Below are 20,477 nucleotides of genomic sequence, written 5' to 3'. Positions count from 1 at the left end.
CGCCCAGCCCTCTACGACAACGCTATCGACACCGACTACACCCACTCAATCGGCATTCAAAAAGGCCAAATCTAACCCCCGCGACACGCCGAGCCAGACACACATTTTGACCCTTAACCCCCCTTTCCGATTTCTCGAAAAGGGGCTCTGACCTTGTGCGGCCTGAGGGGATCGAACCCCCGACCTATTGGGTGTAAACCAATTGCTCTTCCAGCTGAGCTAAAGCCGCATGCGCTCTTGCGCTGTTAGAAACAGTAGCGCAGGTTGCTAAAGCAACACAAATCGGCAGGTAAAGCCCTACTTCTTGGTGTAGCCGCGCTGCACCAAGCACGAGCCTTGCCACTCGCCTAGGCGCTCCGCCTTGGTCTGCACTAGGCCTGCCAGCTGAGCGGACTCAGAGATGAGCCCAGGCTCTACGGTTCCTGGCTTGCCGGCACCTGGGGTAAGCAGCCAGACTGCACCGTTATCGGCCAGCGGGCGGCTCGCGTCCACCAGTCCATCCACAAGGTCGCCGTCTTCTTCGCGCCACCAAAGAAGGACTACATCGCACAGCTCGTCATTTTCTTCTTCCAAGAAGTCATCGCCGAGCACGGCCTCGATCGATTCAGAGATTGCGGTATCGCAATCCTCGTCCCAACCAAGCTCCAGGGCGATTTGCCCTTCCTTGATTCCGAGCTTGACTGCAGCGTCAGCCACTATGCATTTCCTTCCTATTTTAGTGAATGTCTGGTCCGCGTATCGCCCGCATCCTGCGGGTAAATCGCGGCTTAATAGAAGCATTTTAACGTCCACCGGCCCCTTTTACCCGCCTAAGGGCCGCAATTCCCCCATTTTGCAGGCCCTGCCACCAACGCAGCTGGCTCCACAGAGTTAGCAAACTACCCTCTTTTACCCCAACAAACTTTGCAAAGGTACTGGTTATGGCAATGTAACGTACCGCACGTCCCCTTAAGTCGGACTTCACAACGACTGTGGATCTGTGAGCGCGTATCCTAGTAGGCAAACTGTGCAGACCCTTAAATAGGAGGTTTAAATGGCCGAGAAGGACGCCCACCAGGGCGACTCCAACTTCCCCCTCATCCGCGACGGCGTTGCATCGTATCTTCACGATAATGATCCAGAAGAGACCCGCGAGTGGATGGACTCCCTCGATGGTCTGCTGGACCACTCCGATCCGGAGCGCGCACGCTACTTGATGCTGCGCCTGCTCGAGCGCGCTACTGCGAAGCGCGTTGAGGTGCCGTCGTTGACGTCTACGGACTTCGTCAACACCATCCCCACCACCATGGAGCCGGAGTTCCCGGGTGATGAGGAGCTGGAAAAGCGCTACCGCCGCTGGATCCGCTGGAACGCAGCCATCATGGTGCACCGCGCACAACGCCCGGGCATTGGCGTGGGCGGCCACATCTCCACCTACGCAGGCGCTGCCCCGCTGTATGAGGTCGGCCTGAACCACTTCTTCAAGGGCAAGGACGATCCTTCGGGCGGCGACCAGGTCTTCTTCCAGGGCCACGCTTCCCCAGGCATGTACGCGCGCGCATACATGGAAGGCCGCCTGACTGAAAAGGATCTGGATAGCTTCCGCCAAGAGGTCTCTCGCGGTGAGGGCGAAGGCCTGCCGTCCTACCCGCACCCGCGCCTGATGCCATGGTTCTGGGAATTCCCCACCGTGTCCATGGGCTTGGGCCCGATTAACGCTATCTACCAGGCACGCTTTAATAAGTACCTGGAGACTCGCGGCATCAAGGACACCTCCAACCAGCACGTATGGGCCTTCTTGGGCGATGGCGAGATGGACGAGCCAGAATCCCGCGGTCTGCTGCAGATCGCATCCCTCTACGAGCTGGATAACCTGACCTTCGTGGTCAACTGCAACCTGCAGCGCCTTGACGGCCCGGTTCGCGGCAATACCCAGATTATCCAGGAGCTGGAGTCCTTCTTCCGCGGCGCCGGCTGGGAGGTCATCAAGGTTATTTGGGGCCGTGGCTGGGATAAGCTGCTGGAAAAGGACACCGAGGGTGCCCTGGTCAACGTCATGAACACCACCTCCGATGGTGACTACCAGACCTTCAAGGCCAACGATGGCGCCTATGTACGTGAGCACTTCTTCGGCCGCGATGAGCGCACGGCCAAGCTGGTGGAGGACATGTCCGATGATGAGATTTGGGCACTGCGCCGCGGCGGCCACGATTACCGCAAGGTCTACGCCGCCTACGCTCGCGCGCTGGAGAACAAGGGCACCGGCAAGCCAACCGTCATCCTGGCACACACCATTAAGGGCTACGGTCTGGGCCACAACTTTGAGGGCCGCAACGCTACCCACCAGATGAAGAAGCTGACCCTGGATGACCTGAAGCGCTTCCGCGATAAGCAGGAGATTCCGTTCTCCGATGAGGAACTGGAAAAGGATCCGTACCTGCCGCCGTACTACCACCCGGGCAAGGATTCTCCGGAGATCAAGTACATGCTGGAGCGTCGTAAAGAGCTCGGCGGCTTCCTGCCGGAGCGCCGTGAGGACTTCACCCCGCTCGAGGCACCGGCACTGGATAAGCTGCGCTCCGTGCGTAAGGGTTCCGGCAAGCAGGAAGTAGCTACCACCATGGCCTTGGTGCGCACCTTCAAGGAGATCATGCGCAACAAGGAGCTGGGCAAGCGCGTTGTGCCGATCATTCCGGACGAGGCCCGCACCTTTGGTATGGACTCCTGGTTCCCCACCATGAAGATCTGGAACCCGCGCGGCCAGAACTACGTGCCGGTGGACCATGACCTGATGCTTTCTTACCGCGAGGCTACCGACGGCCAGATCATGCACGAGGGCATTTCCGAGGCCGGCGCCGCTGCCTCCTTCACCGCGGCAGCTACGTCCTACGCCACCCAAGGCGAGGCCATGATTCCGCTGTACATCTTCTACTCGATGTTCGGTTTCCAGCGCACCGGCGATGCCTTCTGGGCGGCCGGTGACCAGATGGGCCGCGGCTTCATTATCGGCGCTACCGCCGGCCGCACCACCCTGACCGGTGAGGGCCTGCAGCACATGGACGGCCACTCCCCTGTCCTGGCCGCTACCAACCCGGCCGTGGTTTCTTATGACCCGGCCTTCGGCTACGAGGTTGCGCACCTGGTCTCCCGCGGTATTGAGCGCATGTACGGCGAGGACAACGAGGCCGTCATGTACTACCTCACCGTCTACAACGAGCCGGTGCACCAGCCGGCCGAGCCGGAGGACTTGGACGTGGAGGGCCTGCACAAGGGCATTTACCACTTCAACACCGCTGAGGGCGGCTCCATTGCCGCCAATATCTTGGCTTCCGGCGTGGGCGTGCACGAGGCGCTGCGCGCGCAGCAGCTGCTTGCCGACGACTTCGATGTCAAGGCCTCCATCTTCTCCGTCACCTCCTGGAACGAGCTGGCCCGCGACGGTGCCCGCCGTAACAAGGAGGCCCTGCGCAAGGGCGAGGAGCCGACCGAGGCATTTGCTACCTCCCAGCTCAAGGGTTACGAGGGTCCGTTCGTTGGTGTTTCTGACTTCACCACCGAGCTGCAGGAGCAGATCCGCCCGTACGTCCCAGGTACCTACATCACCTTGGGTGCGGATGGCTTCGGCTTCTCTGATACTCGCGAAGGCGCACGCCGCTACTTCAACATCGATGCCGAGTCCATCGTCGTCGCCGTACTCGATGGCCTGGCCCGCGAGGGCAAGATTGAGCGCTCCGTAGTGGAGAAGGCAGCCAAGGATCTCAAGCTGGATGATCCGACCGCTACCACCCACATCGAGGACTAATTCCCGCATTGGTGCGGGCTAGCCCCGCACCAAAACAAGTAAGGCGCCGCCGGCTTCCCGCCGCGGCGCCCTTTTTCATGCCTCGAGAGTGGCTCTATCGAGCAGCCTGCCTATATCGCGTCGAGGACGCGTCCGAGCGCCGCGGAGATGGCCTCAGGATCTTCGAGGATCACCATGTGCCCGGAGCCTTCCACCGTCTGCAAGCTCGCGGCGGGCCAATTCTCACAGAGCACTTCGGATTGCGAACGCGGGGTGACAATATCGGAAGTTCCCACCACTACCTCGCCGTGGAGCTTCGCCAGCCTTTCGGCGGCGCCGTACTCAGCGTGTTCCAGAAGATCGTCGAAGAAACCGGAGTAGGAGGCCAAGGGGGTATCGAGAAGCATGGCAACGTGGAACTGCAGCTTCTCCATCTGGGGAAAGCCGGCCAGGGTCGCGGCGAAAAGCGGGGCAATAAAGCGGGCAGCCTCAAAGCGAGCGTTATCGACGCGCCCGGGCAAGCGCAGGCACAGGCGGTAGAGCGCGTGCAGGGACTTGGATTGCAAAATCTGGGCCACGCCCTTGGCGGCAAAGCGGCGCATTGAAGTAGAAATCAGCAGCGCACCCTTGATGCGCTCATACACCTCGGCCGGCGCACGGCGGATGAGGTTCAAGGCAACCATGCCGCCCAGGGAATGGCCCACGATGATCAAGTTGCCGTGGGGAGCGCGCTCGCGGATGACGGCTAGGACGTCGTCGGCAGACGCGTCAACGGTGCACTCTTCTGGGTCGACCGTGGAGGACTGGCCGTGCCCACGCAGGTCCACCAAGAGTGCGCGGGCATTGCGGCCGCGCAGGTAATTGGCCTGGTCATAATAGGCTTCTGAGGACAGGCAGTAGCCGTGAATGAAGACCACCGTCACCGGGGCGTCCTGCTGGCCTACTTCATACCAAGCAATGTCTAGGCCATCGTGGTCCACGGTGCCGGACGCGCTGATGTGGGTAAGCCCCGGCTCGGTGGAGGGATCATGCAATCCGCCATAGAGCTTTTCTAGCTCGGCGCGGTGCGAGGGGCGCAGGCGCTTGAGCCAACTACGCGCCACAACGGAAGAACGTTTTCTCAATGCCATAACGGGATCAATACTAGACTGGTGGGCATGGCAAACGACCTCAGTGCCCAATTGCAGGCAAAGTTTAATGCGAGTGCGCCGGACAAGGAGCCGGAGCGAGATACTCTCGGCCAGCTCATTGCACTCATCCGCAAGGTCACCGGGACCGAGGAGGACCTGGACCGCGAGACCCGCCTGAAGGATATCGGCGTGGAGTCGCTCGATCTGGTGGAGCTTACCGTTCGCGCGGAAGAGGCCTTCCAGGTGCGTTTTTCTGAGGAGACGATGCTCAACAGCGAAACCATCGGCGATATCGCCGAGTATGTGGAGGATCACCAATGATTTCTTATCTATCAGACATGGACGGCGTGCTCATCAAAGAAGGTGAGATGATCCCTGGCGCCGATAAATTTATCCAGGCACTCAAAGACAATGACATCGAGTACATGGTGCTAACCAATAACTCCATGTCTACCCCGCGGGACCTATCTGCACGCCTGCGCAATACCGGCCTGGATATCCCTGCAGAGCGCATCTGGACCTCCGCTACCGCTACCGCGAACTTTCTTTCCAGCCAGGTAAGCTCCAGCAAGGCCTACGTAGTAGGCGAATCCGGCCTGACCACCGCTATGCACGAGGCGGGCTGGATCCTCACCAACGATGATCCGGACTTCGTGGTACTTGGTGAGACCCGCACTTACTCCTTTGAGGCGATTACCACCGCCATCAACCTCATCCGCGATGGTGCGCGTTTTATTGCCACCAACCCGGATGTCACCGGCCCCGCCCCCACGGGCGTACTTCCAGCTACCGGCGCCGTGGCTGCGCTCATTACCGCCGCCACCAACCGCGAGCCTTATTACGTGGGCAAGCCTAACCCGGTCATGATGCGTTCGGCGCTGAATAATATCGGCGCCCACTCGGAGGAGACGATCATGATTGGTGACCGCATGGATACCGATGTGAAGGCGGGCCTTGAGGCCGGTATGCGCACGGTACTGGTACGTTCCGGCATTTCCGATGACCACGAGATTTCCCGCTACCCGTACCGCCCGTCGGCCGTGCTGAAATCCGTGGCAGAGCTGCCAGACAAGATTATGGATCCCTTCGCGGAGGCGGAATAGCTCGTTCTCGAGGAGACCATCCGTCGGCAGAAGCAAAGGGGTTGGCCAGCAGCAGCTGGTCCAACCCCTTTCGCGCCTTCTACGGCAGGCGCACGGCAGCACTAAAGCCGTGGCGCTGCGCGAGGTAGCGCACGACGCAATCAAGCGCGTCCAGCTCCTCGCGGGTGCCGGTAAGCACCTGGTGGCAGCCGATACCGCTGCCCGCGTTGGCGCAGGCGCTCCCGCCTTGGGCGAGCGCCGCCACGGAAAGCCCATCCCGGAACCAACGAGTGCACCACTGAGCGGTCAGTGGGTCATCGCCTGGAATGATAAATTCCGACTCGGTACGGATGCACCGATCCATGGCGTGTTCAATCTCCGAGCGCAGCTTGCGCGGCATCCCGGAAATCTTCAGCACACCGGTGACCACGGTGGCGCCGCCGTTGACGGAGGGCCACGTGGAGGTGGAGGCCGGCTGTTCAACCGGCGCAGGGTTAACGCACGTATTCATAGCCGATTCTCCCTCGACATAAATCACCACCGCACGAGGCCTGCCAGCCCGGCGCGATGCAAGACGAGCTTCGTCTTCCCCAACGAACTGTCTGATGCGTCTGCTCACAATTTTCCTGCGCCACACCCCTCCCTACAACCCTCAACTTTCACTTCAACCCCCGTTCGCTAAACCTCAACCCTAGGTACAGACTGGGGCCAAAGTTACAAGTGAAACCAATGTTACAAATGTGAAATTTGGAGTTTGCTGAGAAAATTCTTGCCCTCCTTGACGGCGGGCGACAGAAGCCCTGCTCACGCGCAGGAACGCGCAACTAGGCCCACACGCTACCGCCGCTCTTGCGCTCACGCCGGTCTTCCGCGCCGGATGGCCCCATTTCGCACAAAATTCCCCGACTTCTCCCCGCCCCGCGGGGGAGCCTTCCACCACACCACTTCCCCAGTGAAAGGCGCCCGTCTCGCTACAGCGAGCAGATTATAAAGAGTTCCAGATGGCGGTATTCGTATCGTTCCAGAGCGGCTTGCACCATTCACCAAAGTCGCGGTTTGTGAGCGCGACCATGGCATAGTCGCCGGCGACCCAGAGGTAGGTGCCGGACATGCCGAAGTGACCGACGGCGTCGGCAGGCAAGGCGCCCATCCAGTGATCCTTATCGCCGTGGATTTCAAAGCCTAGACCCCAGGTGCAGTTTTTGAAGCTGCCGTAGCCCGGAACGATGCCGCGCAGGCCGCCGAAGTGTACGCGGCGCATGTCGGCCACGGTGGAGGGGTGCAGGAGTTGTGGGTCTTGAACTTCCACAGCAAAGGCCGCGAGGTCCTCCACCGTGGAGATCAAACCGTGCCCGGCCGAGCCTTCAAGCCGGGTGGACTCCATGCCCAGCGGGACCAGTATGCCTTCGCGCAGGTACTCGGCAAAGTCCATGCCCGTAGCTTCGGCCACGGTATCCGCGGCCCACTCATAACCGGCCGAGGAGTAGATGCGACGCTCGCCCACCGGCTTCTGCGACTCCCGGGAATCAAAGGAAACCCCAGAGGCGTGCGCAAGCAGGTGCTCGAGCGTGGAGCCTTCCGGGCCGGCCGGCTGCTCAAGCTCCACGGCTCCTTCTTCCACGGCCAGCATCACGCCGTAGGCCGCGACCAGCTTGGTTACCGATGCCACCGGAAACTCGCGGGCGGTATCTCCCACCGTTTCTTGCACTTCGCCGCGGTGCAGCAAGGCTCCGGCCACCGTATCCGCGGGCCACTGGCTAATTTGGCTAAATTCACTCATACTCTCTAGCCTACTGAGCCGCATTCGGAAGGACTGGACCGCTTTGGGCGCGCCTTTTTGAACCGGTCACTCCTTTGGCCTACTGGGCCCGCACACCTTAGGTCCAAGGTGATCGGGCCGATCTGAGCGAATGGACCCCTCAATTCAGCCCTAAAGGCCTCAAATCAGCCCGATCAGACTGGACCTAAGCCACAGAAGCCGGCGAAAGCCCCTCGAAACCGCCAAACCGCCCAACCGCCAGACGCGTCAGGACCCCAGGAGGCCGCCCAAGTAAACCACCGGTTAAAACAACAAGAACATTTTATGGAATCGGGCAGGAAACGGTTGCACACCCATTAGACATGAGAAAACTTTCAACCATGTCTAATAATTCTAAGAACACGGGCAGCGCGGTTAACCGCCGCCGCTTCCTGCAATCCACCGGTACCGCCGGTGCCGCCATCGCTCTGTCCGGTGCAGCCGCCAACGCCCAAAGCAGCCTCTCGCCGCGCGTGGAGCAGCACATGGTGGAGCCGAAGCTGGGCGAGCGGCCCTTCCTCCACGGTGTGGCCTCGGGTGACCCGATTCCGGACTCGGTCATCCTGTGGACCCGCGTGACCCCGGATGCCGATGCCATGCCGGGATCCGGCCTGGGCGAGGCCACCTGGGTGGAGTGGGAAATTGCCAAGGATGAGGGGTTCGGGGACGTCGTCAAGCAGGGCGAAGTGACCACCGACGCCAGCCAGGACCACACCGTGCACGTGGACCCGCATGGCTTGGAGCCGGAGACCGTGTACTTCTTCCGTTTTAAGGCGCAGGATAAGTACTCGCCCGTCGGCCGTACTAAGACCGCCCCGGCGCTGAGCGCCTCCCCGGAAGAGCTCACCTTCGGCGTGGCCAGCTGCGCAAACTGGGAGTCCGGCTTCTTCAACGCCTATGGCGATATTGCCCAGCGCGGCCGCGCGGATCAGCTGGATTACATGATTTTCTTGGGCGACTATATCTACGAGTATCCGCAGCGCGAATACGCCGGCTATGGGCCGGTGCGCCTGCACCACCCGGCGCACGAGATTATCTCGCTGGAGGATTACCGCATCCGCTTCGGCCGCTACCGCACCGATGAGAACCTGCAGGCCGCGCACGGTGCGCTGCCGTGGGTTGTGGTGTGGGATGACCACGAGGTAGCCAACGATAACTGGCGCGAGGGCGCCGAGAACCACACCGAAGGCGAGGAAGGAGCCTTCCTGGACCGCCGCAAAGCCGCGATGCAGGCCTACTTTGAGTGGATGCCGGTGCGCGCGACCAACCCATCCGAGCAGGGCCACCTCTACCGCAGCCTGACCTTCGGTGATCTGGTGGAGCTGACCATGATGGATCTGCGCACCTACCGCGATGAGCAGGTGCGCTTTGGCCCGCGCAAGATGGCTGCGGAGGGCCGCACAATGCTCGGTTCTGAGCAGTACAATTGGCTGCTCAATAAGATTGAAACCTCTTCTGCCAAGTGGAATATGCTGGGCAATTCCGTCATGTTCTCCCCCATGAACCTGGCTACCCTGCAACAAGATGACAAGACCAAGCCGGTCTCTTCCTCGCTGTCTTCCAATATCACCGGCATTCCGGTTAACGGCGACCAGTGGGATGGTTACTCGGCGGAGCGCCGCTTGCTTATCGACGCCCTCTCAAAGCACAACTCCCACACCCTCTTTGTCACCGGCGATATCCACTCCGAGTGGGCGCACAATATCAGCAAGGATGGCCGCATCTTCGGCGCCGAGATGGTCTGCGCCTCCGTGTCTGCGCCGAATGTTAACGAGCAGCTGAAGCTGCCGGAGGGCAATGAGCTGTCCAAGCTGGCCGAGCGCTACTTGATGGGCGCCAACCCGCACACCCGCCACGTGGATCTGGACCACCACGGCTACAGCTTTGTCACCGTGCGCCCGGATTCGGCGGAAATGCACTGGTTGCGCGTGGATAACCTGCTCACCGCCAAGTCCCCGGTGCGCGAGGCCGTGACCATGACCTGGCGCCCGGGTGAGGGCTACAGTAAATAGTTGTAAGTTCTGTCACATGACAGGTACTCGGTGTTAACGAACGAGTAGTACACCTTCGATAGAGATAGTGAAAGACCCTCTCTGGGGAATTTCACTACCTATCACTCGCCCGCCTGTCGGGCCCCCTTTGGTGCCGCGGATTCTTCCCTAGTCCGCGGCATACTCATAGTCGATGTAGCCGCGCTCGCCGCCCAGGTAGAACGTATCCTGGTCCGGCTCGTTGAGCTCAAGGCCCTCGCGCCAGCGGCGCACCAGGTCCGGGTTGGCGATGAGCTGGCGGCCCACTACTGCGGCATCCACGTAATCCAGCTCGATTTCGCGCTGGGCATCCTCCTTGGAGGTAATCGTGGGGAAGCCATCATTCATGAGCACCTTGGTCACGCCGTTTGCGCGTGCCTTCTGCGCCAGCGTGGCGATGAGCTCGCTGTCCGGCTCGCCATGCAGCAAGGACACATAGGCCAGGTTCAGCGGCGCCAGGGCGTCGAGAAGCCCGCCGTAGGTAGCCAGCATGTCTTCCTGATCGTCTTCGATGACACCCTGCACGTTGTGTGCCGGGGAGAAACGCACGCCAACGCGGTCGGCACCGATCTCCTCCACCACGGCGCGGATGACCATCTCTGGCAGGCGCCAGCGATTTTCCGGGCTGCCGCCGAATTCATCCTCGCGCTTATTGGCAGATGGCGCCATGAACTCGTGCAGCAGGTAGCCGTTGGCGCCGTGGATCTCCACGCCGTCGACACCAGCATCAATAGCCCGGCGCGCGCCCTGGCGGAATTCGTCCACGATGCGCGGCAGCTCTTCCTTCTTCAGCTCGCGCGGCACCGGCGCGTCCATCTTGCCAGCGAAGCCACGCACGGTTCCGCCCCAATCAAAGGCGCTCGGCGCCTCCGGGTTCGCACCGTCGATCAGGTCTGGGTGGCTGGTGCGGCCGCCGTGCATGATCTGCATGAACAGGGTGCCGCCTTCCTCGTGCACTCGGTCTGCGACGACGCGCCAGCCTTCTGCCTGCTCGTCGGTCGCAATACCTGCCTGGCCCGGGAATGCGCGGTTGGTCCACGCCGGGAAGGTTCCCTCCGTAACTACCAGACCGGCCGTTGCACGCTGCGAGTAGTACTTCTGGTGCAGCTCGGTAGGTACACCGCTTTCGCCTGCACGCTGGCGGGTCAGTGCCGCCATGGTGACGCGATTATCTAGCTTGAATCGGCCAAGTTCCAGTGGTTCGAAAAGTGAAGTCATGCCCAGTGCAACGCGCAGCCGGGCTGCACTATTTCACCACTGTCAAAAGGATAATGACACCAGTGTGTATGCCAGCTTTACCTCGCCCAATAATAAGCGCTGGACGGACCGACTTAGTGTAGAAGGCCAGCCCTCCTAGCGCGGCTCTGCCGGGATCTCTTGGCCGGTGCTGCCGGCGGTTCCAGAAGCTTGGGTGCCTTCGCCAGCATCACTTCCGGCAGTGGGCGCAGTGCCGGCCCCGTTGCCGGAATCGGTTCCGCCGTTGGCGGCACTCGGGGCGGGCGAGGCATTGCCGGTGGCGCCAGTTCCCTGGCCACCGCCGCCGGCAGGCGTATCAGTCGTGCCAGTGCCATTAGAGCCTTGCGGGTTGGCGGTCTCCGTGGGAGCAGCGCTGTCTTCCGTCGGCTCGTTCTGCGTGCCAGTCTCGGTGGTTTCGGGGGTGGGGTTGGTGGAGGGGGCGTCGGATAGCTGCGAGGAAGAGGCCTCCGCGCCGCTATCGCGCCAATGCTCGGGCGAGAGCCAGCCCGCATCCGCGTTTTCGGGGTTACTTGAGGCCAGGGCCAAGGCGCCGACGACGAGCAGAGCCAGGATGAGACCCGTGGTAGAGGCGCGGACCCGGCCGCCAATGGTCGCTATCTTTTGGAACTTGGTATTGGTCTCCAGCGCGCGCCAGATGCCTTGGGTGGGCTCGGGCTCTTGGTCCTTGTCATCCGGCAGCGCGGGCTTTCCGGGGCCGTCGCTATCTGGGCCATCCGCCTCGGGCGACGGGTGTTTCGGCTGGGAATCGGGGCGCGAGCCTTCCCCTGCCGCGGAGGCATCCTTGACGGACTCTTGTGCCGCGGCATTGTCGCCTGCCGGAAGAAGCGGGCGCTGGATTTCGTCCAAGTCGGCCACGTTGTAGTGATCCCAGAACTCGGAAAGCAGCGCGGAGCGAATGGCGCGCTCCACCGCCCACTGGCGGGCGGGGTTTACGGTAACCAACACGCGGTAGGTCACGTGCCACGACTGTCCGGCCGCCTGCGGGGCAACCAGCTGGGTGGCCGGCAGCACCTCGAGCTCGCCATTGACGTCTACGGCGATGGACGGTTCCTGGATGGCCTGCTCGGAAATCGTGCGCACCCGGCGCGTGATTTCTGGCAGGGTCTCGCCTTCTTGCACCGGCACGTCAAAGTTGACCACGGCGCGCGACCACTCCTGGGAGTAGTTAGTGACCGCGCCGGCCGAGCTATTGGGCACGGTGACCAGCTCGCCGGTGGGCGTGCGCACCTTGGTGGTGCGCAGGGTCAGCATCACCACGGTGCCTTCCACGTCGGTCACGCCATCGAAGCTGACATAGTCGCCCACGCCAAATTGCTTTTCCGAAAGGATGAAGAAGCCGGAGAGAAAGTCCGCAATGATGGATTGGGCGCCAAAGCCCACGGCGGCCGAGACTATCGTCGCCGGCACCGCCGCACCTACCGCGGGCACGCCGAGATTGGTCAGCGCAGCCCAGATGATGAGGAAGTACGCCGCCGCCTGCACGATGTAGACCAGCGCACCGGTCAGTGCCAGGCGCGCCTTGGTGGCTTCTTCGTCTTCATCGAGGCGGCGCTCCATAATGCGGATGGCCAGCCTGCCGATGCGCGGGATCAAAATGCCTATCAGCAATAGCGCGATAAGCGGTAAGCCGTGGTCAACAAAGAGGCTCCACAGCTCGTAGAAGTAATACTTCAGATTCATGCCCCTAGAGTAGGCCGCCTGCCTGAAAACTGGATGCCAGTTGACTGCCAGCAACCGTGCAAAGCCCGCCCCTGCCGGCGCGCACCCTCTGTGCCCTGCGCAAACTCCTGCGGACTCGGCCAGGCTTGGCTACTCTGTGGGGCATGAAGAAATCATTCCTTATCCCCTTCTTTTCCCTTGCACTCTTTACCACCGGCTGCGGCGGCAGCGATGACACCGCCACCACCATCTCCACGGTGAAGGAAACCGTGACGGAGACCGCCTCCGAGACCAGCACCACCGAAACAAGCACGGAGGAATCGACCACGGAAGAAACCACGACCGAAACTCCGCAGGAGCGCGAGCCGCGCACGCAGACCCCGGAGCCGGCAACGAATAACCAGCAGCAGGCCAACACCGCGGGGTATCAGTGCGCGGACGGCACCTGGGTGGAGTTTGCCGGACTGTGCAAGGAATCCAATAACCAGCCGCCGGTCCAGCCGGCGCCGCAGCAACAGGCACCGCAGCAGGGCCAAGCCAATAACGGCGGCCCGAGCGCGGATTGCCCGGCCTACCTGTGCGGCTATGGCAACGATGCCAATGGCAACCGGAATAAGAGCTCCGGAGAAATCCAGACCCAACATGGCTGCGAGCAGGGCTATATCACGGACCCACAGGTCTGCGGCGCGGTGGGGCGCTAAGCCGTTTCCCGCCAGGCCTCCGCGAACTAGGCCGCCGCGCTAAACCGCAATGCCGAAGCCATAAGACCTAGTCGCGGGAGTTATAACGCTTCATGAGGCGGTCAATGAGCTCATCGGTAAGCTTGTCATCTTCCAAGATGGAATCCAGCAGACGCTGCGATTCCTCATGGGAGGCTCGCTCTTCTGCCTCATAGGAGTCACCGCTAAGGTCCACGCCGAAGTCGGTGTTTTCGGACTCGGTGGCCTGGACGCTGAGCTGATCGACGTCTGATTCAAACGACTGCATAAACTCGCTAGCCTCCGCAGCGGCCTCCTTGCGACGTTTGCCGGAGCGTACTTCCTTTTCAATGCGGCGCTGCAGTGCAGCCTCCATCTGACGGTGGCGCCAGGAGCGCACGCGGTGCGGCTCTAGCCGACGCCCCACCGCGCGGCTCTTATTTTCGGCCTTCTTCGCCAGCACCTTCACCTGCGCCGCGGTGTGATTAATCGGCGCCCATTCCTGGTACGCCGGCACGCGCCAGCCGGCCCAAATGCCCAGCAGCGCCAAGAAGATGGAGACCAGCGGCCCGATAATCATGCCCACGGCCATCATGTCATAGTGGTGGCCCACCAAGACGATGATGGCGCAGGCCACGGCCGGGATAACCGTCGGCTGGTTGTCGCCAAAGACGCTAGGCTCGCGCCCCATGACGATGTCACGAATCATGGATCCGCCGGTGGCGGTAAACACGCCCATCATGATGCACGGGATAAGCGGCAGCCCATAGGTAATTGCCTTGACGGCGCCGGTGGCGGCCCAGAGGCCGGATACGACGGCGTCGCCATGCGCTTGCAGATAATCCCAGGTCTTGCCCTTGAAGTAGACAAAGCGGGCAATGAGCGCACCGGCAAAGGCTAGGTAAAGGTATTCCGGCTGGTTCATGGCCGCCACGGTGCCGCGGTTAATGAGCACGTCGCGCACCATGCCGCCACCCAGGGAAGAAAACATCGCGATGAAGAAAAAGCCGATGATGTCATAGCCGCGCTTGCGTGCCATGGTGCCGCCGATGATTCCCATCAGCAGCACGCCGCTGATATCGGACCAGCGGTAGAGAGATTCAATGAGCGGATCCACTTCAACCATATGGTTATTAGACTTCACCGCCCGCCACCGCGCAATTAGCACACCCATATGCGCAGCCAGGCACGAGAAAAGGCGCCGGCCTTGCTTGCCGACGCCTCCCTCTCACCGTGGGGCCACCGGGGCTCGAACCCGGGACCAACGGATTATGAGTCCGTAGCTCTAACCGACTGAGCTATAGCCCCACGCGGATCACACACCACTAGGGCGAAGATCCGCTCCCAAAAGAGTAGCCAATGCGGGGCTAAAGACCAATTTGCCCAGCGCAGTGCAGCCCCATCCGGTATAAGTAAATTATGCGCCACATCACAGCTTCCTTCCTTATCGCCGCTGCCCTAACCCTCTCCGCCTGCTCCGCCGACTCGGACCAGGCCTCCTCCACTAACTCCGACGAAAACTCCTCTAACAGCCAAGGTTCTACCAAAGACGCGAAAGCCGTCATTGGCACGTGGGAACAAAAAATTGGCGAAGGTGAGCACACATCTACCTTCACCGCTAGCGTGACCGAAGATGTCATTACCGTAGAGTGGGATTACAGCTCCGACAATAATGAGCCACTATGGATTGGAACCTTTGACGCCGCCAAGGCAGCCACGGGCGAAACGGTAGCCTCCAAGAAAGACGCCGGTGGCGTGGATCCTGTATCCGATGGCATGATGCCGGACAACCTGGACTTCAAGCTCGAAGACGATCAGCTTAAATTCAAGTTCAAGACGGAAAGTGTCCCACTGGACGTCGCGCTGAAGAAAATTAACGACGAGCCCAAAACCACGAGTGAGCTCCAAAACACCGATCCGACCCGTTCCTTCAAAGACAACGTTCTGGAAATCCCAACCGCCACGGTCAAAATTACCGGGCACCACGTCATCGACCCGGGCTCGCCCGGCAATAGGATCGGCGATAAGCCCATCATCGTTTTCGACTACGAGATGACCAATAAGACTGACAAAGAGCTGCGCACCGTGGATTTCTCTTCCATGTTCACCGCAATCCAGGACAACGACGAGAACTCCGTCAACGAGCTCAAGACCGGCTTCAGCGAAAACATCGACACTGACAACATGATGGACAAGATCAAAAAGGGCGGCACGGTCAAGAGCTCCGCCGCCTTCGAGCTCGATGACCTTACCACCCCAGTAGAACTCGTAGCCAGGGAAAAATACGGCGAAGAAGAAGTGGGCTCACAAACCTACAAGTTGGAAGATTCTACCCCGATGGATCCGGCACCGAGGGACGAAGGCTCCAGCCCAGAGCTGCCGAAGAAAAAAGAGAAAGACACTCATTCCGTCTAGATCCGCGGTGAATGCGGTTGCCCAGCCTTACTCCCCCTCAACTCGAGGCGGTTCGGAATTAGGTCTATGCAAACGTTACCCCTGCTTTTACCTCCGGTTTCTCCACAGCATAGAATCATCAGTGACATTCACCCCGATGTCACTATTTCTGTGATGGGAGATACACATGGCAACACTAGATTCCCTTTTGGCACCCGGCGCGGTGGAGCTACACGGCGCCGCGGATAACTGGAGGCAAGCCATCCGGCTGGCGGGATCGCTGCTGGAAGAAGCAGGCACGATCACCGCGGACTACACGAACGCGATGGTGCGGTCCGTAGAAGAAACAGGCCCCTACATTGTGGTTGCTCCTGGCTTCGCATTCGCGCACGCGCGTCCTTCGGAGGCGGTGAAGGAAACCTCCCTGTCGTGGGTGCGGCTGGATAGGCCGGTGGAATTCGGCCATGACTCTAACGATCCCGTCGACTTGGTCGTAGCTTTTGCCGCGCGCAACGACTCCGAGCACCTGCAGGCGATGAAGCAGCTGGCAAAGCTGCTAGCCACCAAGCGTGACGAGCTCAATCGCGCGGAATCCGAAGAAGAACTCCGCGCGGTTCTCACCTCGTCGGCCTCGAGCAAGAAGCAGCCAGCGGCCAAGCCGAAAGCGGCGCCCGCGTCCCAGGAGGCAAAGCACACGGCAGCAGATTCTGTCGCGTCCAAGGGAAAGATCCTCACGGTCTGCGGCAACGGCCTGGGAACCTCGCTATTCCTTAAGAACACGCTCGAGCAGGTTCTCGATGAATGGGGCTGGGGACCGTACCTGAATGTAGAAGCCACAGACACCATCTCCGCCAAGGGTCGTGCGAGCGAGGCGGATTTCTTGCTCACCTCCGGCGAAATCGCCGCAACGCTTGGCGATGTCGGCGTTCCCGTCTACGTCATCCAAGACTTCACCTCTATGTCTGAAATCGATGGGGCTCTGCGCGAGCTCTATGACATCTAAGGAGCATCCTCATGGATTTTCTTCTTGCTATAGCAAACTTCCTTGTCAATGAGATCCTCTCCGTACCGGCATTCCTCATCGGTATCATTACCGCGGTCGGCTTGGCCGCGATGGGACGCGGCACCGGCAAAACCATTGGCGGCGCCATCAAGGCCACGCTTGGCTTCTTGCTCATTGGTGCCGGCGCCGGTCTCGTCACCGATTCGCTGGAGCCGCTCGGCGCCATGATTACGGGCGCCACCGGCGCGCAAGGCGTGGTTCCCACCAATGAGGCCATCGTCGGCATTGCCCAAGACCAGTTCGGCAGCCAGGTCGCCTGGATTATGATCCTCGGCTTTGTGGTCTCCCTGCTCCTCGCCCGCTCCACGCCCATGAGCTACGTATTCCTCACCGGCCACCACGTCCTCTTCATGGCTACCCTTCTGACCATGGTGCTCGCCCCTGCCGGGTACTCGTCCTGGGTCGTCATCGCCTTTGGCGCGGCCCTGCTCGGCATCCTCATGGTCTCGCTGCCGGCTATCGCCCACCCATTTACCCGCCGGATTACCGGCGATGACTCCGTTGCCATCGGGCATTTCGGCACTGTGGGGTACTTGGCTGCGGGCGGCGTCGGCAAGCTGGTGGGCGGCAAGGGAAAGAAAATGTCGCCCTCCACTGAAGACCTGAAGCTGCCGGAAGGCCTGCGCTTCTTGCGCGATTCTATGGTGGCAACCGCCCTCTCCATGGCGTTGATGTACGTGGTGCTCGCCGTGCTATTCATTGCCCGCGCCGGTTCGGAGGAAGCTTTTACCGCCTTCCCTGATGGCGCCACCAATGTGGGCAATTTCTTGATGCAGTCCGTCACCCAAGGCCTCCAGTTCGGCGTGGCTGTGGCCGTCATCCTCTTTGGCGTGCGCACCATTTTGGGCGAGCTCGTGCCCGCGTTCCAGGGCATCGCGGCCAAGGTCGTGCCCGGCGCGATTCCCGCACTGGATGCGCCCATCGTCTTCCCTTATGCCCAGAACGCAGTCCTCATCGGCTTCATCTCTTCCTTCGTGGGCGGACTGGTGGGCCTTGCCGTGCTTTCCACCTGGCTCAACCCAACCTTTGGTGTTGCCCTGATTCTGCCGGGCCTCGTGCCGCACTTCTTTACCGGTGGCGCGGCCGGCGTTTACGGCAATGCCACCGGTGGTCGCCGCGGCGCGGCACTCGGCGCCTTTGTCAACGGCCTCATCATTACCTTCCTGCCGGCGTTCCTCCTCAGCGTGCTGGGCTCCTTCGGCTCTGCGAATACCACTTTCGGCGACGCCGACTTTGGCTGGCTCGGCCTGCTGCTGGGCTGGTCCATCCACGCCGATGGCGCATTGGGGCTTTTCTTCATCGCCCTTATCGCGCTGGCCATTTTGGCCTTGGGCTGGGTATGCCAGCGCACGCTTGTCGACGCCCATTGGGACCCCTCCCCGCACCGCCCTGCCCCCACCAGCGCTGCCGGTACCACCGAGGGCGCAACCGCGGCTGCCACTTCTTCCGGCACCGCCAAGAAGTATCCCAAGGTGCTACCGCCCGAGGGCGCGCCGGTTCCACCGGCCCGCATCGAGCAGTAACCCCGCACCACTCCCCAAAGGGCGCTACAGTATCCCTATGCAGCGCCCTTCCTTATTCCCCGTAGCGTCCATCCTTCTCGCCGCTGGCCTCACCGTAAGCGCCTGCGGCTCCGGCTCCGATTCCGATAACAACTCCGCGCCGGCGAATGAGCCGGCCTTTTCCACCGCACAGGACAATAGCTCTGCCGCGGGCGAAGCCGAAGAAGAATCCGGCCCGGAAAAGGAAACGAAACAACGCCGCACCGAGACAGTCACCAAACAGGCCGAACCGGAGCAGCCCGCACCGCCAGCCGGCGGCAACCACAACATCAATGTGGGCCAGATTGGCGGCTACTGCGGGACGTCCTCGTCTGGCGATTCCATCGACGCCGGCGATGCGACCTCCTGCGAATTCGCCGCTGCGGTCTTCGACGCCGCGATGCAGGCTAGCTACACCATGCGTTCGAAAGATCCCACAGTGACGGCGGTATACCACGCAGATATCACCGCCAGCAGCCCAGTGACCAAGCAGTCCTATAGCCTGGATTGCCACATGGGCAGCGACCAGCGGAATCTCACCTGCGAAAAGCCCGGCGATAGAACGGTGCGCGCCTCATTCCAAACCGCGGACAAAAGCGTGTGGACCAAGCGCGTGGCCACCACGAACTAACCACCACCCAGCACCTTGCCCACACCGCCCACCAAGTCTGCCCCTACTCCAACGCCACCCGCGGCAATATCGAGGTCACCGTGAGCGTCGTCGAAGATTAGCGTTCTTGCGTACAATCGGCGGACGTACAAAGACCCAATAGAAAAGGAGTCATCATGGACGCCGTTTACACCACCGAAGCACTCTCCACCGGAGCAGGCCGCGACGGCCGCTCTGTAGTCAAGGATTCCGATCTGGACTTCACCATGACCGCCCCGAAGGAGATGGGCGGCAGCGGTGAGGGCGCTAACCCGGAGCAGCTCTTCGCTGCCGGTTACGCCGCTTGCTACCACTCCGCCCTGAAGGCAGTGGCCAAGAACAAGGGCGTAGACGTGGAGAACTCCACCGTCGGTGCCCGCGTTTCCCTGGGCAAGAACGACGAGGGCTTCTACCTCGGCGTGGACCTCGAGGTCACCATCCCAGGAGTTGAGGACGACAAGGCACAGGAGCTTGCCGACGCCGCCCACCAGATGTGCCCTTACTCCAAGGCCACCCGCGGCAACATCGAAGTCAACGTTGGTGTTGCACAGGACTAATCCTAATCAAAATTGACAAATAGGCTGGTGTTAATCAGTTTAACGCCAGCCTATTTGCTTGTTTTATTGGGTGGTTAGCACTGAATCCCCCATTGCTATTTCTTTATCTCTTCGATGCACCTTTGTAAATCAGCCTCTGTCTGAAGTCGATGGAGGCTGGTCAAACAAACTTTCCCCCTACTCTCTAGAAAATCATCCTCCGCAAAATCGGCAAACACGATAATAATTCCCGAGTATTCTCCGGAAAGCTTTCTCTCCATCTCAAGACCTTGACGGAAATACGACTCAACCGCTCGCAGTGAACCCCCACCTTGAACTCTAAGGCATACTTCTCGTCCCCATACTTTAGCTCTGCGTCTAATCGTAGGCTTCCTTGACTTAGCCTTACTCTTTGACCGACCTTCAAATCCTTTACACCATTCAGCCCGCTGATTCGACGCAGGATTACCGTCCCCCACAGCCTTTCTGCTCCTGGATTAGCCTTCCCTACTCTAAGTATGGACTCCTCAAGCTCCGCTGTCCGACCGCTAGACAAACCACTCTTGTAAAGAACTTCGCATGCTTTCAAGGCAGTGGAGTTCCGCAATGCGTCGTTGCTAGGCAGGATTAACCCATTTAACAAAGTCGAAGCGACTTCTAAAGGTAAGCTATGCTCTTGTCCAGTTGCGGGAAAAATCCTGTCCATCAGCCAATTAAACTGCTGCCACCATTTCTCGTCTTCCCTTATGTTCTGCTGAGTGAAGTGTCCCAGGTTTTGTTCCGTTTGAGTAGATGGGAAAATCTGGAACATGCCAAGGAAATTTGACCAGGATGTGAAGGACCGTGTGGTCCGTCTCGTGGAAGACCGCATCTTGGCAGA

18 protein-coding genes, 2 tRNA genes and 1 pseudogene are annotated in these 20,477 nt (G+C 60.7%); 11 read left to right on the top strand and 10 right to left on the bottom strand.

Features of this window, described 5'->3' with window-relative positions; genetic code table 11:
• Positions 1-156: 156 nt before the first annotated feature.
• Positions 157-229, bottom strand: a tRNA-Val gene (locus tag MHY13_RS11275).
• 68 nt (positions 230-297) lie between these two features.
• A complete protein-coding gene (locus tag MHY13_RS11270; RefSeq protein ID WP_005324380.1) occupies positions 298-696 on the bottom strand; it encodes a DUF3052 domain-containing protein in 399 nt (132 codons plus the stop codon).
• A 337-nt stretch (positions 697-1,033) separates the two neighbouring features.
• Between MHY13_RS11270 and aceE the strand changes: the two genes are divergently transcribed.
• Positions 1,034-3,781 carry a pyruvate dehydrogenase (acetyl-transferring), homodimeric type gene (gene aceE, locus MHY13_RS11265; RefSeq protein ID WP_239283158.1) on the top strand — a complete coding sequence of 916 codons (2,748 nt, stop codon included), beginning with the start codon at positions 1,034-1,036 and terminating at the stop codon, positions 3,779-3,781.
• Between the two features lie 110 nt (positions 3,782-3,891).
• Here aceE and MHY13_RS11260 read toward each other — a convergent pair whose 3' ends face one another.
• Positions 3,892-4,890: an alpha/beta fold hydrolase gene (locus MHY13_RS11260; RefSeq protein ID WP_239283157.1), complete on the bottom strand. Its 999-nt coding sequence runs from the start codon at positions 4,888-4,890 to the stop codon at positions 3,892-3,894.
• 27 nt (positions 4,891-4,917) lie between these two features.
• Here MHY13_RS11260 and MHY13_RS11255 point away from each other — a divergent pair, with 27 nt between their 5' ends.
• A complete protein-coding gene (locus tag MHY13_RS11255) occupies positions 4,918-5,211 on the top strand; it encodes an acyl carrier protein (RefSeq protein WP_239283156.1) in 294 nt (97 codons plus the stop codon).
• The gene (locus tag MHY13_RS11250; protein ID WP_239283155.1) at positions 5,208-5,993 is read left to right on the top strand and encodes an HAD-IIA family hydrolase; all 786 of its coding nucleotides are present in this window, start codon (positions 5,208-5,210) and stop codon (positions 5,991-5,993) included. The genes MHY13_RS11255 and MHY13_RS11250 overlap by 4 nt, the downstream gene beginning before the upstream one ends.
• Positions 5,994-6,072: 79 nt before the next feature.
• Here MHY13_RS11250 and MHY13_RS11245 read toward each other — a convergent pair whose 3' ends face one another.
• Complete coding sequence (locus MHY13_RS11245; RefSeq protein WP_200435398.1) at positions 6,073-6,483, bottom strand: hypothetical protein; 411 nt, start codon at positions 6,481-6,483, stop codon at positions 6,073-6,075.
• A 474-nt stretch (positions 6,484-6,957) separates the two neighbouring features.
• The gene (locus MHY13_RS11240) at positions 6,958-7,752 is read right to left on the bottom strand and encodes a serine hydrolase (protein ID WP_239283154.1); all 795 of its coding nucleotides are present in this window, start codon (positions 7,750-7,752) and stop codon (positions 6,958-6,960) included.
• A 359-nt stretch (positions 7,753-8,111) separates the two neighbouring features.
• Here MHY13_RS11240 and MHY13_RS11235 point away from each other — a divergent pair, with 359 nt between their 5' ends.
• Positions 8,112-9,782 carry an alkaline phosphatase gene (locus MHY13_RS11235; RefSeq protein ID WP_239283153.1) on the top strand — a complete coding sequence of 557 codons (1,671 nt, stop codon included), beginning with the start codon at positions 8,112-8,114 and terminating at the stop codon, positions 9,780-9,782.
• A gap of 147 nt (positions 9,783-9,929) precedes the next feature.
• Here MHY13_RS11235 and MHY13_RS11230 read toward each other — a convergent pair whose 3' ends face one another.
• Both MHY13_RS11230 and MHY13_RS11225 read right to left on the bottom strand, forming a co-directional pair.
• Positions 9,930-11,018 carry an alkene reductase gene (locus tag MHY13_RS11230; RefSeq protein ID WP_239193509.1) on the bottom strand — a complete coding sequence of 363 codons (1,089 nt, stop codon included), beginning with the start codon at positions 11,016-11,018 and terminating at the stop codon, positions 9,930-9,932.
• A gap of 135 nt (positions 11,019-11,153) precedes the next feature.
• Entirely contained in the window at positions 11,154-12,737 is a 1,584-nt protein-coding gene (locus MHY13_RS11225; RefSeq protein ID WP_239283152.1) for a mechanosensitive ion channel family protein, read from the bottom strand.
• Positions 12,738-12,880: 143 nt separating this feature from the next.
• Here MHY13_RS11225 and MHY13_RS11220 point away from each other — a divergent pair, with 143 nt between their 5' ends.
• Positions 12,881-13,417: a hypothetical protein gene (locus MHY13_RS11220; RefSeq protein ID WP_239193505.1), complete on the top strand. Its 537-nt coding sequence runs from the start codon at positions 12,881-12,883 to the stop codon at positions 13,415-13,417.
• 67 nt (positions 13,418-13,484) lie between these two features.
• Here MHY13_RS11220 and MHY13_RS11215 read toward each other — a convergent pair whose 3' ends face one another.
• Both MHY13_RS11215 and MHY13_RS11210 read right to left on the bottom strand, forming a co-directional pair.
• Positions 13,485-14,540, bottom strand: a complete 1,056-nt coding sequence (locus MHY13_RS11215; RefSeq protein WP_239283151.1) for a trimeric intracellular cation channel family protein — start codon at positions 14,538-14,540, stop codon at positions 13,485-13,487.
• A gap of 108 nt (positions 14,541-14,648) precedes the next feature.
• Positions 14,649-14,722 (bottom strand) — tRNA-Ile (locus MHY13_RS11210).
• Between the two features lie 111 nt (positions 14,723-14,833).
• Between MHY13_RS11210 and MHY13_RS11205 the strand changes: the two genes are divergently transcribed.
• The 6 genes and pseudogenes from MHY13_RS11205 to MHY13_RS11180 all read left to right on the top strand — a co-directional run bounded on the left by MHY13_RS11205 (position 14,834) and on the right by MHY13_RS11180 (position 19,618).
• Positions 14,834-15,829: a DUF5067 domain-containing protein gene (locus MHY13_RS11205; RefSeq protein WP_239283150.1), complete on the top strand. Its 996-nt coding sequence runs from the start codon at positions 14,834-14,836 to the stop codon at positions 15,827-15,829.
• A 166-nt stretch (positions 15,830-15,995) separates the two neighbouring features.
• A complete protein-coding gene (locus MHY13_RS11200) occupies positions 15,996-16,811 on the top strand; it encodes a PTS sugar transporter subunit IIA (RefSeq protein ID WP_239283149.1) in 816 nt (271 codons plus the stop codon).
• Between the two features lie 11 nt (positions 16,812-16,822).
• A complete protein-coding gene (locus tag MHY13_RS11195; protein ID WP_239283148.1) occupies positions 16,823-18,394 on the top strand; it encodes a PTS ascorbate transporter subunit IIC in 1,572 nt (523 codons plus the stop codon).
• 37 nt (positions 18,395-18,431) lie between these two features.
• On the top strand, positions 18,432-19,043 hold the full coding sequence (locus MHY13_RS11190) for a hypothetical protein (RefSeq protein WP_239283147.1): 612 nt from the start codon (positions 18,432-18,434) through the stop codon (positions 19,041-19,043).
• Positions 19,044-19,051: 8 nt separating this feature from the next.
• Positions 19,052-19,144, top strand: a pseudogene (locus MHY13_RS11185) (organic hydroperoxide resistance protein); the annotation flags it as partial.
• Between the two features lie 54 nt (positions 19,145-19,198).
• On the top strand, positions 19,199-19,618 hold the full coding sequence (locus tag MHY13_RS11180; RefSeq protein WP_239283146.1) for an organic hydroperoxide resistance protein: 420 nt from the start codon (positions 19,199-19,201) through the stop codon (positions 19,616-19,618).
• Positions 19,619-19,802: 184 nt separating this feature from the next.
• On the opposite strand, the gene MHY13_RS11175 is transcribed toward MHY13_RS11180, so the two are convergent.
• Entirely contained in the window at positions 19,803-20,408 is a 606-nt protein-coding gene (locus MHY13_RS11175) for a hypothetical protein (protein ID WP_239283145.1), read from the bottom strand.
• Positions 20,409-20,477: the final 69 nt, after the last annotated feature.

It is taken from the genome of Corynebacterium sp. ACRPE (assembly GCF_022347435.1).
GTDB classification, from domain to species: domain Bacteria; phylum Actinomycetota; class Actinomycetes; order Mycobacteriales; family Mycobacteriaceae; genus Corynebacterium; species Corynebacterium tuberculostearicum_D.
The sequence above is the reverse complement of the archived record's forward strand: the minus strand, read 5'-3'. Positions and strand labels throughout refer to the sequence as shown.

Bases quoted from the DNA above. Each gene is read 5' to 3' on its own strand.
- aceE (WP_239283158.1), top strand. From the start codon at position 1,034: ATGGCCGAGAAGGACGCCCACCAGGGCGACTCCAACTTCCCCCTCATC.
- MHY13_RS11260 (WP_239283157.1), bottom strand. From the start codon at position 4,890: ATGGCATTGAGAAAACGTTCTTCCGTTGTGGCGCGTAGTTGGCTCAAG.
- MHY13_RS11255 (WP_239283156.1), top strand. From the start codon at position 4,918: ATGGCAAACGACCTCAGTGCCCAATTGCAGGCAAAGTTTAATGCGAGT.
- MHY13_RS11250 (WP_239283155.1), top strand. From the start codon at position 5,208: ATGATTTCTTATCTATCAGACATGGACGGCGTGCTCATCAAAGAAGGT.
- MHY13_RS11245 (WP_200435398.1), bottom strand. From the start codon at position 6,483: ATGAATACGTGCGTTAACCCTGCGCCGGTTGAACAGCCGGCCTCCACC.
- MHY13_RS11240 (WP_239283154.1), bottom strand. From the start codon at position 7,752: ATGAGTGAATTTAGCCAAATTAGCCAGTGGCCCGCGGATACGGTGGCC.
- MHY13_RS11235 (WP_239283153.1), top strand. From the start codon at position 8,112: ATGTCTAATAATTCTAAGAACACGGGCAGCGCGGTTAACCGCCGCCGC.
- MHY13_RS11230 (WP_239193509.1), bottom strand. From the start codon at position 11,018: ATGACTTCACTTTTCGAACCACTGGAACTTGGCCGATTCAAGCTAGAT.
- MHY13_RS11225 (WP_239283152.1), bottom strand. From the start codon at position 12,737: ATGAATCTGAAGTATTACTTCTACGAGCTGTGGAGCCTCTTTGTTGAC.
- MHY13_RS11220 (WP_239193505.1), top strand. From the start codon at position 12,881: ATGAAGAAATCATTCCTTATCCCCTTCTTTTCCCTTGCACTCTTTACC.
- MHY13_RS11215 (WP_239283151.1), bottom strand. From the start codon at position 14,540: ATGGTTGAAGTGGATCCGCTCATTGAATCTCTCTACCGCTGGTCCGAT.
- MHY13_RS11205 (WP_239283150.1), top strand. From the start codon at position 14,834: ATGCGCCACATCACAGCTTCCTTCCTTATCGCCGCTGCCCTAACCCTC.
- MHY13_RS11200 (WP_239283149.1), top strand. From the start codon at position 15,996: ATGGCAACACTAGATTCCCTTTTGGCACCCGGCGCGGTGGAGCTACAC.
- MHY13_RS11195 (WP_239283148.1), top strand. From the start codon at position 16,823: ATGGATTTTCTTCTTGCTATAGCAAACTTCCTTGTCAATGAGATCCTC.
- MHY13_RS11190 (WP_239283147.1), top strand. From the start codon at position 18,432: ATGCAGCGCCCTTCCTTATTCCCCGTAGCGTCCATCCTTCTCGCCGCT.
- MHY13_RS11180 (WP_239283146.1), top strand. From the start codon at position 19,199: ATGGACGCCGTTTACACCACCGAAGCACTCTCCACCGGAGCAGGCCGC.
- MHY13_RS11175 (WP_239283145.1), bottom strand. From the start codon at position 20,408: ATGTTCCAGATTTTCCCATCTACTCAAACGGAACAAAACCTGGGACAC.